Source organism: Acinetobacter sp. GSS19, from assembly GCF_028621895.1.
In the GTDB taxonomy this organism is placed as follows: Bacteria; Pseudomonadota; Gammaproteobacteria; order Pseudomonadales; family Moraxellaceae; genus Acinetobacter.
The window spans coordinates 387,082-403,043 of sequence record NZ_CP117520.1; the positions used below are offsets into that span (position 1 = coordinate 387,082).

Here is a 15,962-nt window from a genome sequence, read left to right on the forward strand (position 1 = left end):
TATCGGGCAAAACAAAAAATAACAAGACTGGATGCGAGAGTCGCGGTAAATTGAAAACAAATACGCGAGTTTGATTTAATCAACAGAAAATACTGAAAATAACAGGAGAGCGTTATGTTAGAACAACAACCTACTTTCGAATTATTATTTGAACAGCTCGGCCTTCCCTCTGACGAAGCTTCCATTGAAAAATTTATTCAAGAACATCAGTTACCGGCAGAGGTTAAACTGCATTGTGCCGAATTTTGGAATGCCGGACAGCGTGATTTTTTGCAAAGTCACTGGAAAGAAGATGATGAATGGATTGTCATTATTGACCAGCTGAATGAACAACTCCATGAAGACAGCATGCCTGAAGTCTAAGACTTCAGGTTTTGCCTTGATAGATGATTGTAAATTCAGTGAAGTGTTTGAGCAATCATTTGCTGGAACCAGCTTGCTGTACGCAGCGGATCAAAAGCGGGATGTACTTGTAAAAGTTGTGGATCAAATTCTGCGGTTTTGGTGTATTTTTTGAGCCAATGACGTGTCAGCGCATGTTCTTTTTGAGCAGCTGAGGCATAAGCCAAGAAGAAATAAATATTCCCTTCTTCATGATGTGCAAGTGGTTTCAGAATCTGTTGCGTGATTAAAGCAAAACGGTTTTCACGGTTCAGTTCAAAATACAGCATATAGGCTTTGGCCAAATGTAAAGACAGGCTCAGATAGAGTGCTAAAGGTATTTCTTCATATTCAATCCGTGCCTGCTCCAGAATGACAATCGCTTCCTGCAGAAAATGGATTTGTTCCTGACGTATATTACTCAGTACCACCAGCTGCAGACGTAAATCTCCACGTTCCAGAGAAAGTTCAGGAGTGTTCTGACTCAAGTACAGTTGATCTGTCTCGCCAATACGCGCGATGATATGTTGTGCATTTTCCGCCATGAAGCAAAACCTCTGAATTGATCTGTTCTATATGAGGATGATCCTCGGAATTTAAAGCCGTGAGTGTTTTTACCAGAGTGTATGGCCACTACGTAACCAGGCGGTGATAGAAAGGCGTTGTTGTTTGGCGACCAAGACCTCGTGAAGCAGATCACTTTGGAAAACAGCAAGGCGGTTGGGTTCGGGCCGTAGAATATGCCATTCGCCATATTTATCTTGTAAACGCAGTTCACCGCCCCAATCAGGTTGCCATTCGGGATGTAAATAATAAACAGCCGAGATCATCCGGTCATTTTTCTGTTGCGGGTTATCACGATGCAGTGCGTAGAATTCTCCGGCGTGGTAACAGGCAAAATGTGCCTCAACTTCTCGGATTCCGGTAAAAAAGGCACGATTCAGTTCTTGGGCAAAACTATGTAAAGCCTGAATATGCTGTTGTGCGAGAGGGAGATCTTCTTGAATCCATAGAATATGATCGCTGCGGATATTGCTGACCACACCATTCTGGATGGCAGCTTCGCGAAAACGTGCCAGGTTAGCATTACATTCCTCAAGTAAGGCTTGTACATACTGTTCAGAATAGGCTTGGTCAATGACGGCAAACCCATGTTGATCGATGTCCTGCAAAACCTGATCGATATTCCAATGTGACGGGATAGAAAATGCGGTCATGACGCCTCGATTGAGTCTGAAAATGTGTAATTGAAACAGAACAGTATTTTAGATCAGGTGATCATCGGTAAAGAAACTTTTTTTCATGCTAAAATATCTGCCGATTTAAGGAACCCATATAAAGATGAATTACCGTCACCATTTCCATGCAGGCAACTTTGCCGACGTCATGAAGCATGTGTTGCTGCTGCAATTATTGGCACGCTTAAATGCCAAAGACAAACCTTATCGTTATATCGATACACATGGTGGTGCCGGTAAGTATGATCTGTCACTGGCGCCAGCCCAGAAATCGGGTGAATTCCTGAACGGGATTCATCGTTTGGTTAAGCTAGAAGACTCTGTCAAACGTCAGGCACCGGAAGGCGTACGCCAATATCTAAAATTGGTTGAACAGATGCGTGCTCAGGACGGTCAAGGTGCTTATCCGGGATCGCCGTGGTTTGCATTACAAGGAATGCGCGATATTGATAAGGCGACAGTTTTTGAAATGCAACGCGATGTATTTCAGCAACTGCGCCAGAATATTCGTGATAAGCGTGCTGGTTTGCATGAGCGTGATGCTTACGAAGGTTTACTGGGTGTCATTCCACCAAAAGAAAAACGTGGTTTGGTGATGATTGATCCACCATATGAGCTAGAGCGTAAAGATTTTCCCCAGTTGGTGGAATTGTTGCAAAATGCGTACAAGAAATGGCCAACGGGTGTTTTTGCGGTATGGTATCCAATTAAAGACCGCGCAATGATTGAACGCTTTGAAAAGAAAATGATGAAAACGGGTATTCGTCGCCAGTTGGTGTGTGAAATTTGTGTATGGCCGGATGATACGCCAGTGGGATTAAATGGTTGCGGTTTGCTGGTCATCAATCCACCTTGGCAATTCTCTGAACAGGCAGATGAAGCGCTGCAATGGTTATTCCCGCATTTACGTATGCAGGAAAATGGTGGCCACGCTGCAGTGCGCTGGTTGGTGGGTGAATAACCCGTTCAGACTCAAATAATTTATGTGACAGGTCAAGCTGGGACAAACAATGACAAATACACCAAAGCCGGAAAGCGAGCAGTCCACGCAGGAACATTCCTTTGATGGCATCACCTTCGAGGTGGTTGAAGAAGAGCATACGCGTGAAGGGCAACGCGTGAGACGCCGTGGAATTTACTTGTGGCCGAATCTGATCACTACCGCTGCGCTGCTTTCAGGTTTTTATTCGATTATTGCCAGCATGAATGGGGAGTTTACCCAAGCGATATATGCCATTTTTCTGGCTGCTTTGTTTGACGGTCTCGATGGTCGTGTGGCACGTGCGATTGGTGCGCAAAGTGCCTTTGGTGAACAATATGACTCTTTATCCGATTTGCTCGCGTTCGGTGTTGCACCTGCGATTCTGATGTATAGCTGGAGTTTGAATGATCTCGGGCGCATTGGTCTGGCTTGCTGTTTTATTTACACGGCTTGCGCAGCTTTTCGTTTAGCGCGGTTTAACGTACAGATCGGTGTGGTTGATAAACGCTATTTTATTGGTGTGGCCAGTCCATTAGCGGCAATCATGGTCATCTCACTGGTATGGGTGGGATTGGATTATCCGAGCATATTTGATTTGCAATCTCTTAGTATTAAGTTGTTGAACGCTGTCGTGATGGTGCTGGTCGGTTTATTGATGGTCTCCAACATCAAATACTACTCCTTCAAGCAGCTTGATCGTAAGCGGGTTCCTTTTGTGGTGATGCTACCGGTTGTGCTTATTTTTGCTGCAATCACCTATAATATTCCTGTCGGGATTCTGATTGTGGCACTCATTTATGCTTTGTCTGGTTTTGTAACAACTTTCTTAGCCAGGAAAAGTTAACGGGTAGGAGGTAAGTATGCTGAAGATCACCAATTTTCTAGATCTCTCTCGGCAGCTAAACCTCAAAGCTCAACATCGAGAGCCACTTGCTTATCATGCCCCACAGGGGCGTTATAAAATTGTTCATCAAAGCCTCGTCATTCCGGGGCTTCCTGCACCGTTATATTATCTGAATTTTTTTACCTTGCTTGGTCAGCCGAATCTTCCGATTTGGTTGAATGCGGATGCGGTTTTCAATGATTCACTTGATACCGCAACCGTGTTAGTCAGTGCCAGTCCTCATATGGTTGGGCATCTCAAACGTTATTCGATCAGTCGTGATTGTCAATTTGAAGATCATCAATTCCGTTTCGCACAGACTGATACAATTTCCGGTCAGTTTCCTCAATTTCGTTTTCAGCGTTTAGATACAGAATTTCAGGTTGATTTACAGATAAGGGCCAATAATCAGCCTGTCTATTTCAGTAAATTACGTCTCAACCTGATGGAATTTTGGTCGGTATTATGTGACTGTCAGGGGCAAGTCCGTTACCAAGGGCAGACCTATCACATTCAAGGGATGGGAGCATTGCAATACGCACGGTCAGTGCATATGCCTCCATTACCTCTGTGTTTTTATACCTGCCAGATTCTACATTTCGCTGATGATTTGCAAATCGTATTACAGCAAGTACGTGATCAATTTAATCAGGTTGTGATTTCCCGTTGCTATATTCGACAGGCGGATGGTCAACATCAATTTTTTGATCAGCATGTTCAATTCAAAATAGACCGCGTCTATCCTTGGGTGCAAACACCGAATGCTCAGCGTATGTATCTACCTCGTGAATTTAACTGGCGAATTTATCAGGATAAAAAGCCTTATCTCACCATCCATGCACAAAGTCGTGGTGATTTTAAATTTGGTTTGGGAGCTGGATATGTGGGAAGTTTCCATTTTGATGCAGAGTTGAATGGTAAACACTACAGCGGGGAATCCGGATATTGCGAATATGTGGATTGCCGGCCATTAAAATGGCAGGAAAACCAGCAAAAATCTTTTTTTCAAGAAAAGTTATTGAATACAGAGCCTTGCTTATTAAAAAACAAAAAAATTGACTAAATAAAATACACTTGGTGGATTTTTTCAAAAAACCGCTTGCGTCTGGAATGGAATGGCCTATAATGCGAATCCATCGGCGGCGCTGTTGAATAAAACTTGTTGAAAATCAATCGATTGGAAATAAGTTAAATTTAAGAGTTGACATTCTGGATAAACAGAGTAGTATAGCCGACCTAGCTTGATGCTGACGAAGCATCGAGAAGATCATTAAGAGATTATGAAGAACAACTTGTGTGGATTTTTACTGGTTGATTGATCGATATATTATCATTGATTGAATTGGTAGAAATTACTCGAAGTTTATTTGAGCGAATTTTTAGTCAGTAAGATTAATGAGCCAGATTTGGCCACTTCGAAAAAGTGGCAAATGATTTTAAACTGAAGAGTTTGATCATGGCTCAGATTGAACGCTGGCGGCAGGCTTAACACATGCAAGTCGAGCGGAGCGAGGGTGCTTGCACCTTAGCTTAGCGGCGGACGGGTGAGTAATGCTTAGGAATCTGCCTATTAGTGGGGGACAACGTTTCGAAAGGAACGCTAATACCGCATACGTCCTACGGGAGAAAGCAGGGGATCTTCGGACCTTGCGCTAATAGATGAGCCTAAGTCGGATTAGCTAGTTGGTGGGGTAAAGGCCTACCAAGGCGACGATCTGTAGCGGGTCTGAGAGGATGATCCGCCACACTGGGACTGAGACACGGCCCAGACTCCTACGGGAGGCAGCAGTGGGGAATATTGGACAATGGGGGGAACCCTGATCCAGCCATGCCGCGTGTGTGAAGAAGGCCTTTTGGTTGTAAAGCACTTTAAGCGAGGAGGAGGCTTACCTAGTTAATACCTGGGATAAGTGGACGTTACTCGCAGAATAAGCACCGGCTAACTCTGTGCCAGCAGCCGCGGTAATACAGAGGGTGCGAGCGTTAATCGGATTTACTGGGCGTAAAGCGTGCGTAGGCGGCTTTTTAAGTCGGATGTGAAATCCCCGAGCTTAACTTGGGAATTGCATTCGATACTGGGAAGCTAGAGTATGGGAGAGGATGGTAGAATTCCAGGTGTAGCGGTGAAATGCGTAGAGATCTGGAGGAATACCGATGGCGAAGGCAGCCATCTGGCCTAATACTGACGCTGAGGTACGAAAGCATGGGGAGCAAACAGGATTAGATACCCTGGTAGTCCATGCCGTAAACGATGTCTACTAGCCGTTGGGGCCTTTGAGGCTTTAGTGGCGCAGCTAACGCGATAAGTAGACCGCCTGGGGAGTACGGTCGCAAGACTAAAACTCAAATGAATTGACGGGGCCCGCACAAGCGGTGGAGCATGTGGTTTAATTCGATGCAACGCGAAGAACCTTACCTGGCCTTGACATAGTAAGAACTTTCCAGAGATGGATTGGTGCCTTCGGGAACTTACATACAGGTGCTGCATGGCTGTCGTCAGCTCGTGTCGTGAGATGTTGGGTTAAGTCCCGCAACGAGCGCAACCCTTTTCCTTATTTGCCAGCACTTCGGGTGGGAACTTTAAGGATACTGCCAGTGACAAACTGGAGGAAGGCGGGGACGACGTCAAGTCATCATGGCCCTTACGGCCAGGGCTACACACGTGCTACAATGGTCGGTACAAAGGGTTGCTACACAGCGATGTGATGCTAATCTCAAAAAGCCGATCGTAGTCCGGATTGGAGTCTGCAACTCGACTCCATGAAGTCGGAATCGCTAGTAATCGCGGATCAGAATGCCGCGGTGAATACGTTCCCGGCCTTGTACACACCGCCCGTCACACCATGGGAGTTTGTTGCACCAGAAGTAGCTAGCCTAACTGCAAAGAGGGCGGTTACCACGGTGTGGCCGATGACTGGGGTGAAGTCGTAACAAGGTAGCCGTAGGGGAACCTGCGGCTGGATCACCTCCTTAACGAAAGATTGACGATTAGTAAGAATCCACAACAAGTTGTTCTTCATGACGATGTATCTGAGGGTCTGTAGCTCAGTTGGTTAGAGCACACGCTTGATAAGCGTGGGGTCACAAGTTCAAGTCTTGTCAGACCCACCATGACATACTCATACGATACATTGACTAATGATATAGCTGGGGACTTAGCTTAGTTGGTAGAGCGCCTGCTTTGCACGCAGGAGGTCAGGAGTTCGACTCTCCTAGTCTCCACCACGTATTTCGGTACGAGGCTAAAGCTAAAGATTGCAGAACTTAATGAATACGATGATGTTTATTAATTTCTGTGATTTAAGTATCACGGTATTAAGCATGACCTGACGAAGGCGTGTTTATTCATTAACAGATTGGCAAAATTGAGTCTGAAATAAATTGTTCACTCAATTCAGAAGACAGTAGCAAGCAATTGTGAATGTTGAATGAAATTGAGAACTAGCAAATTAACTGAATCAAGCGTTTTGGTATATGAATTTAGATTGAAGCTGTACAGTGCTTAAATGCACGGGCAACAAACTGTGGATTGACTAAGTAATTAGTTAATCTGTCTTGATCCTACTTGTAGGGATTAACGACTGTTTGGGGTTGTATAGTCAAGTAATTAAGTGCATGTGGTGGATGCCTTGGCAGTCAGAGGCGAAGAAAGACGTGATAGCCTGCGAAAAGCTTCGGGGAGGCGGCAAATATCCTGTGATCCGGAGATATCTGAATGGGGGAACCCACCTATCATAAGATAGGTATTGCATGATGAATACATAGTCATGCAAGGCGAACGAGGGGAAGTGAAACATCTCAGTACCCTTAGGAAAAGAAATCAATTGAGATTCCCTTAGTAGCGGCGAGCGAACGGGGACTAGCCCATTAAGTTATCTAAGTTTTAGTGGAATGCTCTGGGAAGTGCAACCATAGTGGGTGATAGTCCTGTACACGAAAGGGCTTAGATAATGATGTCGAGTAGGGCGAGGCACGTGAAACCTTGTCTGAATATGGGGGGACCATCCTCCAAGGCTAAATACTCCTGACTGACCGATAGTGAACCAGTACCGTGAGGGAAAGGCGAAAAGAACCCCTGTGAGGGGAGTGAAATAGATCCTGAAACCGCATGCATACAAGCAGTGGGAGCACCTTCGTGGTGTGACTGCGTACCTTTTGTATAATGGGTCAGCGACTTATATTCAGTAGCGAGGTTAACCGTATAGGGGAGCCGTAGAGAAATCGAGTCTTAATAGGGCGTCTAGTTGCTGGGTATAGACCCGAAACCGGGTGATCTATCCATGAGCAGGTTGAAGGTTGGGTAACACTAACTGGAGGACCGAACCCACCGTCGTTGAAAAGCCGGGGGATGACTTGTGGATAGGGGTGAAAGGCTAATCAAACTCGGTGATAGCTGGTTCTCCCCGAAAGCTATTTAGGTAGCGCCTCGGACGAATACCATAGGGGGTAGAGCACTGTTTCGGCTAGGGGGTCATCCCGACTTACCAAACCGATGCAAACTCCGAATACCTATGAGTACTATCCGGGAGACAGACTGCGGGTGCTAACGTCCGTAGTCAAGAGGAAAACAATCCAGACCGCCAGCTAAGGCCCCAAAATCATAGTTAAGTGGGAAACGATGTGGGAAGGCATAGACAGCTAGGAGGTTGGCTTAGAAGCAGCCACCCTTTAAAGAAAGCGTAATAGCTCACTAGTCGAGTCGGCCTGCGCGGAAGATGTAACGGGGCTAAAACTATGTGCCGAAGCTGCGGATGTATACTTTGTATGCGTGGTAGGGGAGCGTTCTGTAAGCCGATGAAGGTGGATTGAGAAGTCTGCTGGAGGTATCAGAAGTGCGAATGCTGACGTGAGTAACGACAAAACGGGTGAAAAACCCGTTCGCCGAAAGACCAAGGGTTCCAGTCCAACGTTAATCGGGGCTGGGTGAGTCGACCCCTAAGGCGAGGCCGAAAGGCGTAGTCGATGGGAAATTGGTTAATATTCCAATACTTCTGTGTAATGCGATGAGAGGACGGAGAAGGTTAAGTCAGCCTGGCGTTGGTTGTCCAGGTGAAAGGATGTAGGCATGTATCTTAGGCAAATCCGGGGTACTCTATGCTGAGATCTGATAGCAAGCTGTACTTGTACAGTGAAGTGGCTGATACCATGCTTCCAGGAAAAGTCTCTAAGCTTCAGTTACACAGGAATCGTACCCGAAACCGACACAGGTGGTCAGGTCGAGTAGACCAAGGCGCTTGAGAGAACTCTGCTGAAGGAACTAGGCAAAATGGTACCGTAACTTCGGGAGAAGGTACGCTGCCGGCGGTGATAGGACTTGCTCCTTGAGCTGCTGGCAGCCACAGAAACCAGGCCGCTGCAACTGTTTATTAAAAACATAGCACTCTGCAAACACGAAAGTGGACGTATAGGGTGTGATGCCTGCCCGGTGCTGGAAGGTTAATTGATGGGGTTAGCGTAAGCGAAGCTCTTGATCGAAGCCCCAGTAAACGGCGGCCGTAACTATAACGGTCCTAAGGTAGCGAAATTCCTTGTCGGGTAAGTTCCGACCTGCACGAATGGCATAATGATGGCGGCGCTGTCTCCAGCAGAGGCTCAGTGAAATCGAAATCGCTGTGAAGATGCAGTGTACCCGCGGCTAGACGGAAAGACCCCGTGAACCTTTACTGCAGCTTGACATTGAACTTTGACCTTACTTGTGTAGGATAGGTGGGAGGCTTTGAAGTTGGAACGCCAGTTCCAATGGAGCCGTCCTTGAAATACCACCCTGGTAATGTTGAGGTTCTAACTCTGACCCATAATCTGGGTCGAGGACCATGTCTGGTGGGTAGTTTGACTGGGGCGGTCTCCTCCTAAAGAGTAACGGAGGAGTACGAAGGTGCGCTCAGCGTGGTCGGAAATCACGCGTAGAGTATAAAGGCAAAAGCGCGCTTAACTGCGAGACCCACAAGTCGAGCAGGTACGAAAGTAGGTCTTAGTGATCCGGTGGTTCTGTATGGAAGGGCCATCGCTCAACGGATAAAAGGTACTCTGGGGATAACAGGCTGATACCGCCCAAGAGTTCATATCGACGGCGGTGTTTGGCACCTCGATGTCGGCTCATCTCATCCTGGGGCTGAAGCAGGTCCCAAGGGTATGGCTGTTCGCCATTTAAAGAGGTACGCGAGCTGGGTTTAGAACGTCGTGAGACAGTTCGGTCCCTATCTACCGTGGGCGCTGGAAATTTGAGAGGATCTGCTCCTAGTACGAGAGGACCAGAGTGGACGAACCTCTGGTGTACCGGTTGTGACGCCAGTCGCATCGCCGGGTAGCTATGTTCGGAAGGGATAACCGCTGAAAGCATCTAAGCGGGAAGCCTACCTCAAGATAAGATTTCCCTAGGACTTTATGTCCTCTAAAGATCCGTTCAAGACTAGGACGTTGATAGGTTGGATGTGGAAGCATAGTGATATGTGAAGCTGACCAATACTAATTGATCGTGAGGCTTGACTATACAACACCCAAACAGTTGTTGTATCAAGCTAGATTCATCATAAATACTTGATTTAGTTAAAACTAAAGCTAAAATGAACACCTTAAAGTAAGATTCAATACAGCCCAATCTGTTCAAGATTTGGTAACTAAGTGGCATCAAGTAAGACCACTGAAAACCATAACAGTTGTGCTGGCGACAATAGCAAGAGTGAACCACCTGATCCCTTCCCGAACTCAGAAGTGAAACCTCTTCGCGCTGATGGTAGTGTGGGGTTACCCATGTGAGAGTAAGTCATCGCCAGCTCATTATTCCTAAAAACCCCCACCATTAAATATGGTGGGGGTTTTTTCTTTGCCGGGTGGAAAGCTGAATTAGAATATTTGAGTTGCTGAAATAAAAATAAATACATAATAAATAAAGGGTTTTTAGACTAATGTTGAATTTTAAACCTCACTGTTTTGTGTGAAAGTTGCTTTATCTACCGAGAGGCTAAACAGTGATTTGAAGTGTTAAATAAGCTTCATTTTATAGCTAGCGATCACGGTTCATTGAAACGCAACCCACAGGAGGTGAGGAATGGCACATCAAGCAGTGAATGCCAATAACGTCATTGATCACGCAAAATTTGGTCCCTTTCATTTTAAAGTCGTGACATGGTGTCTACTGATCATTTTATTTGATGGCTATGACTTGGCCATTAATGGTGTGGTTTTACCGCTATTAATGGAAGATTGGGGGTTGAGTGCTGTACAAGCAGGTATGTTAGCCAGTACAGCATTGGCGGGTATGATGTTCGGTGCGATGACTTTTGGATCTTTAGCCGATAAAATTGGCCGTAAAAAAGTCATCATGATCTGTATCGTGCTGTTCAGTGGTCTAACCTTTGCAGGTGGATTTGCGTCCAATCCAACTGAATTTGCGATTTTACGTTTCCTTGCCGGTTTAGGCATTGGTGGCGTGATGCCAAACCTCGTAGCATTAACTTCCGAATATGCACCGAAGACTATGCGTAGTACTTTGGTTACGACCATGTTTAGTGGTTATGCGGTAGGTGGTGTGATGGCTGCTTTACTGGGTTCTTGGTTTACTCCAGTGTTTGGCTGGAAAATCATGTTCTTTATCGCAGGTATTCCGTTGTTTTTACTGCCGGTGATTTGGAAGTTTCTGCCAGAGTCTCTGACTTTTATTGTTAAACAAAACAACCAAGTACAAGCTCGACAGATCGTACGTCGGTTGGCACCTGAGGTGACAGTTACGGATACTACGACTTTTGAGTTACATAAGGTGGATGTGCCAGAGTCAGCGAGTGTAGTCAGCCTATTTAAACGTGGTCGTGCCACTAATACTCTCTTGTTCTGGCTAGCATTCTTCACTTGTCTATTGACTATGTATGCACTCAGCAGCTGGTTGCCAAAACTGATGATGGCGGCAGGTTATTCGATGGATAACAGCCTGATGTTCATGATGACCATGAATATGGGTGCTGTCGTGGGTATTGTGGGTGGTGGTATTCTGGCTGACCGTTTCCATTTAAAGCCGGTTCTAATGTGCCTCGGAATCATGGGTGCAATTGTGATGAGCTTGATGGGGCTACAATCTTCTCAGTTCTTGTTATACATCCTAGTGTTCTTGGCCGGTGCTGCATCGATTGGTTCGCAAATGTTGTTGTATAGTTATGTTGCACAGTTCTACCCATTAGCCGTGCGTTCAACTGGTATTGGTTGGGCCTCTGCGATCGGTCGTATGGGGGCAATTGTGGGTCCAATTCTGATCGGTGCCTTATTGGGGATGAGTTTGCCTGCGTATGTAAACTTTATTGCCGTGGGCATTCCGGTGTTGATCACTGCGATTGCCGTTGCATTAATTTGTCATGATCAGCAGTCTGATAAAATTGATACGACAGCACCTGCTGCAGCCGAATTAGAAACTGCCTAATATTAAAGCATTGAAAAAAGCCTTCATGAAAATGAAGGCTTTTTTATTGTCTGCAAATTTCCATAGATGATCGATATTGATTTAATAGCCCCGCTATTTCTAGCGAAATGAACCTCTTTAATTTTGCCAATTTCATTTGAACGCGGAGCTGTTGTTCTATAGCTCATCTATCAAATGAGTTAAATCTGTTATGTGATCGGGAGAAATGCCATTTGCAAATGAATATAAGGAGAGATTCCATTGCTTTATTTCAAGTGGTTGAAGAGACAGATAAATTTCGCTGATTTGATTCCCTTAAAAAGATTCGGTGTTATGCTCATTCAGTAGATGGATGCATTAAATTGATGATTCTAAGCAAGGATGTGGCTGTGCTGAGTGTTTTAACACAACTTTTGGGTGGGATTGGCCTGTTTCTTTTGGGAATGTCCTTGATGACGGATAGCCTGAAAGCGATTGCAGGGGAGAGCTTACGTCTCTGGCTGACCCGATTTACTGGATCTCCGCTCAAGGCCATGTTTTCTGGTATAGGTTTGACTTTACTGGTGCAGTCTTCAACCGCCACCACTTTAGCGACGATTGGTTTTGTCAGTGCCGGAGTGCTCAGTTTCAGTCATGCGATTGGGGTAATTATCGGTGCGAATATTGGAACCACCAGTACCGGCTGGATGGTGGCCTTGCTCGGGTTGAAATTCTCGATTGCCAGTTTTGCCTTACCGATTATCAGTATGGGGGCTTTATTAAAACTCTTTGGCCGTGATCATGTCGCTTTACTTGGACTGGCAATTGCAGGTTTTGGCTTATTATTTTTTGGTATTGACCTTTTGCAAACGGCGATGGCTGATGCAGCACAACGGGTCGATTTTTCAGCCTGGTCCAGTGAAACACTACTCACTCGCCTGATGTTGGTACTGATTGGTCTGGTCATGACCATTTTATTGCAGTCTTCCAGCGCTGCCGTGACTACCACACTGGCAGCTTTGGCAACTCAAACCATCGACTTACAACAGGCCTTGGCCTTGGTGATTGGACAGAATATTGGAACTGTTGCAACTGCAGTACTCGCAGCAATTGGCGCTACTGCCAGTGCCAAACGGACCGCTGCAGTACATGTGATCTTTAACATGCTAACAGCAGTTGTGGCTTTTTTCCTGCTCTTACCCGGTTTTGTTTGGCTGGCACAATCGGTGGCTTTATTGCAGCATGTTGATGCTGTAGTTATGGTTGCTGCTTTCCATACCGCTTTTAGTTTGCTGGGAGCACTGATTTTTATCCCGCTGATCAAGCAGCTGGAACAGCTGATTGTGTATTTGATTCCAGAGAAAGAGCTGACCAGTATCCGTTATTTGGATGACTCTTTGCTTGAGGTTCCCGCACTTGCGATTGCTGCAGCTGAAAGTGTATTACGCCAGACGATCGTCGATATTTATACCTTGCTGTTGAAGTGCCTGCGGGGCGAGATTATTGCCTCGATGGTACACACCCAGGAATTGGGCACCATCTTGCAAAAAGTGGAGCAATATCTGCAAGACATGCCTGTGCCGCAATCCAAGGCAGACCAGCAACGGCTGATCGCACTGTTACGATTGATGGTTTATGCACGGATTTTATATGGAGATTTACAGACGATTGCCAATATTGAAGTCTTGAGATCACAAACCGGACTGGATCAGGTATTACAGCAGTTTGCCGATCTGCTAGACAAGCATATTCCGTATTTGCTGGTTGATCCGTCGGAAAAATTACCGCTCGCGTTGGTGGAAGAACTGACAGCAACCCGTTTCTGGATACGTGAACAGCAGACGGTATTACGGCATCAAGTCATTGAGCGTTCAGCGAATGCCCAAATCTCTGCCGCACAGGCGTTGAATCTTTTGGCTGCACAGCGCTGGCTGGAACATGTGGTGGATCATACCGAGCGCGTGGCAAAAATTCTACATGATGAACAGCATTTAGAGACTGGTTAATTGTCGGCGTGCGTGTTTCAGGGCCGTACGTAAGCCTTCTTCCAGGGTTGGATGATAGAACGGTTTTTGCAAAATGGCATCTACCGTCAACTGCTCATCAATCATCCAGGCAAGGAGATGAGCCAAATGTTCACACTCGGTCAGGAATAGTTCTGCACCCAGAAGTTGTCCCGTCTGAACATCGACGTAAACTTCAATGGCACCTTGATTTTTACCCAGTACCAAAGCCCGTCCCTGTTTTTCGTAGCTACTTTGCCCTGTGACAAACTTATGCTGCTCGCTTTCTAGTTGCTGGTAAGACTTTCCTGCAATTGCCATTTGTGGAGAGCTGAAAACAATCGCTAAGGGGGTTAGGGTTTTAATCAGTTGAGTTTGTGGATAACTCAGGCAGTTGTGCACAGCCTGTTTTCCTTCATGGGCTGCTTCATGCTGAACTGGAGTTTGGCTGAAGGCATCGCCCACAATAAAGATGGGATAATTACCCAGCTGTTTGCTTTGGGCATCAACCGGTAGCGCTTTAATCTCGTTAAAGGCCGGATCGATATTTTCCAATTTTAAGCTCGGTAAGAGGCTTTGTCGGCCTGTGGCATTCAACACATAATCGACCCTGATTTTTTTTGCTTGGCCATGATGGGTATAGGTGATTTCAACTTCATCATTGTGTCTTTGCATACTGTCCGGCAGTGTTTCAAACAGGATATTCAGCTCTTGGCCAAGCACTTGCTGGGATAAGGTTTGCAGGGTTGGGCTAGACAGAATTCCGGCTTTATTGCTACGCGCAAAAATGGTGGTTTCAACCCCCAAACGTTGCATGGCTTGTGCCAGTTCCAATGCAATCACACCGCTGCCAATCACAGCCAAAGCGCGTGGTAATTCAGGTAATTCAAAAATCTGATCTGAGTTGATCAGACGCTCAGCCAAGACCTGTTGCCATTGTGGTTGCAGTGCGGGTGTTGAACCTACAGCTAGAATAAAATGTTCGGCTTGATAGCGTTGTCCCTCTACTTCAACGGTCTGTGCATCAACAAAATGTGCTTTGCCAGAAATTTTGTGTTCTGCCGGCCATTTTTCCACACTTTTTAAGGTTCCGGCAGTAAAGCGGTCACGCAAGCTACGCATATGTGACATCACTTGAGAGGTGTCGATTTGGCTCGTCACCTGCAAAGCGACCTGTTCGGCATGCTGAATGTCATGCATCCGCTCGGCGGCGGAAATTAGGACTTTACTCGGCATACAGCCAACCCGTGCACAGGTAGTATCCCATGGGCCATCATTGATAATTAAAATGTTTTGAGTGTGTTTAATAGCTTCTTGATAAGCGGCAATACCTGCCGTCCCCGCACCGATAATAATAATGTCGTACATAAGATTCTAGGAATAAAGAAAGGCGTATTTTCAATATATAAGAAAATCCGGGATGCGGAAGGGAAATCTTGCAAATCCTTACATTCACTGCGGAGTAAAAAACTTGAGCAAGCTTGGCTTGCTGCTGTTAATGGATGGACGTTCCTACAGAAACGCTTGCGGTTGGGCGTATTTGCATGGAAGAACAAGCACTGACACTGATCAATACGATACAGAGCAAAACTAACTTTTTCATCATCGATCCTTTCAACCTGATTTCGGCCATCAGCTTAATCGAAAAACATGGGGGTGTTTATAGCAATTTTGCAATTTCAAATGAGGTGTAATGATGGGAATATTGAGGAGATAAAAAAAGCCCGAAAAAATTCGGGCTTCGCTTAGCGAGAGGATTAGTCGTCTAGCAGATCCATCTGTTTGGCAAGCTGATACAGGTTGTTTGAGCGATTACCAGTACGGCAGAACATCAAGACTGGTTTTGGCAATTCATTATAATGATTGGCGAAAGTACGTACATCCACTTCGGTGATTTGACCGGCAACCACAGGTTGGTAGACATAATCCAGGCCTGATTGACGTGCTGCTTCTTCAATTTGTGCACTGGTCGGTTGTTCTGGGCCACCTTCCATATCTGGACGGTTGTTAATAATCGATTTGAAGCCTTTCTCAACCACTTGAGCGACATGTTCAGGACCAATCTGGCCTGCAAAGCCGACATTCTCACTCATTTTGTTACTCCAGAGTA

At 45.8% G+C, this 15,962-nt stretch carries 10 protein-coding genes, 2 tRNA genes and 3 rRNA genes; 11 read left to right on the forward strand and 4 right to left on the reverse strand.

Annotated elements, in window-relative coordinates:
• Positions 1–114: 114 nt before the first annotated feature.
• Positions 115–363, forward strand: coding sequence for a DUF2789 family protein (locus tag PGW99_RS01970; RefSeq protein ID WP_273778425.1), 249 nt, complete (start codon positions 115–117; stop codon positions 361–363).
• Between the two features lie 35 nt (positions 364–398).
• Here PGW99_RS01970 and PGW99_RS01975 read toward each other — a convergent pair whose 3' ends face one another.
• Both PGW99_RS01975 and PGW99_RS01980 read right to left on the reverse strand, forming a co-directional pair.
• Positions 399–926 (reverse strand): hypothetical protein, encoded by a 528-nt coding sequence (locus PGW99_RS01975; RefSeq protein ID WP_273778426.1) that lies wholly within the window; start codon positions 924–926, stop codon positions 399–401.
• A gap of 69 nt (positions 927–995) precedes the next feature.
• On the reverse strand, positions 996–1,598 hold the full coding sequence (locus PGW99_RS01980; RefSeq protein ID WP_273778427.1) for a 2OG-Fe(II) oxygenase: 603 nt from the start codon (positions 1,596–1,598) through the stop codon (positions 996–998).
• 124 nt (positions 1,599–1,722) lie between these two features.
• Here PGW99_RS01980 and PGW99_RS01985 point away from each other — a divergent pair, with 124 nt between their 5' ends.
• The 10 genes from PGW99_RS01985 to PGW99_RS02030 all read left to right on the forward strand — a co-directional run bounded on the left by PGW99_RS01985 (position 1,723) and on the right by PGW99_RS02030 (position 13,855).
• A complete protein-coding gene (locus PGW99_RS01985; protein WP_273778428.1) occupies positions 1,723–2,580 on the forward strand; it encodes a 23S rRNA (adenine(2030)-N(6))-methyltransferase RlmJ in 858 nt (285 codons plus the stop codon).
• Positions 2,581–2,629: 49 nt separating this feature from the next.
• Complete coding sequence (gene pssA, locus PGW99_RS01990; RefSeq protein WP_273778430.1) at positions 2,630–3,445, forward strand: CDP-diacylglycerol--serine O-phosphatidyltransferase; 816 nt, start codon at positions 2,630–2,632, stop codon at positions 3,443–3,445.
• A 16-nt stretch (positions 3,446–3,461) separates the two neighbouring features.
• Positions 3,462–4,547, forward strand: coding sequence for a DUF6670 family protein (locus PGW99_RS01995; RefSeq protein WP_273778432.1), 1,086 nt, complete (start codon positions 3,462–3,464; stop codon positions 4,545–4,547).
• Between the two features lie 375 nt (positions 4,548–4,922).
• A 16S ribosomal RNA gene (locus PGW99_RS02000) occupies positions 4,923–6,457 on the forward strand.
• A gap of 61 nt (positions 6,458–6,518) precedes the next feature.
• Positions 6,519–6,595, forward strand: a tRNA-Ile gene (locus PGW99_RS02005).
• A 38-nt stretch (positions 6,596–6,633) separates the two neighbouring features.
• Positions 6,634–6,709 (forward strand) — tRNA-Ala (locus PGW99_RS02010).
• A 372-nt stretch (positions 6,710–7,081) separates the two neighbouring features.
• Positions 7,082–9,974, forward strand: a 23S ribosomal RNA gene (locus tag PGW99_RS02015).
• A gap of 170 nt (positions 9,975–10,144) precedes the next feature.
• Positions 10,145–10,259, forward strand: a 5S ribosomal RNA gene (rrf, locus tag PGW99_RS02020).
• The 16S, 23S and 5S rRNA genes sit together here with 2 tRNA genes alongside, the layout of an rRNA operon.
• A gap of 273 nt (positions 10,260–10,532) precedes the next feature.
• The gene (locus PGW99_RS02025; protein ID WP_273778433.1) at positions 10,533–11,891 is read left to right on the forward strand and encodes an aromatic acid/H+ symport family MFS transporter; all 1,359 of its coding nucleotides are present in this window, start codon (positions 10,533–10,535) and stop codon (positions 11,889–11,891) included.
• 368 nt (positions 11,892–12,259) lie between these two features.
• Entirely contained in the window at positions 12,260–13,855 is a 1,596-nt protein-coding gene (locus tag PGW99_RS02030; protein WP_273779403.1) for a Na/Pi cotransporter family protein, read from the forward strand.
• Here PGW99_RS02030 and PGW99_RS02035 read toward each other — a convergent pair.
• Both PGW99_RS02035 and PGW99_RS02040 read right to left on the reverse strand, forming a co-directional pair.
• Positions 13,841–15,220: a dihydrolipoyl dehydrogenase gene (locus PGW99_RS02035; RefSeq protein WP_273778435.1), complete on the reverse strand. Its 1,380-nt coding sequence runs from the start codon at positions 15,218–15,220 to the stop codon at positions 13,841–13,843. The two genes, PGW99_RS02030 and PGW99_RS02035, sit on opposite strands and share 15 nt — an antisense overlap.
• Before the next feature lie 389 nt (positions 15,221–15,609).
• Positions 15,610–15,945, reverse strand: coding sequence for a TIGR01244 family sulfur transferase (locus PGW99_RS02040; protein WP_273778437.1), 336 nt, complete (start codon positions 15,943–15,945; stop codon positions 15,610–15,612).
• Positions 15,946–15,962 lie beyond the last annotated feature (17 nt).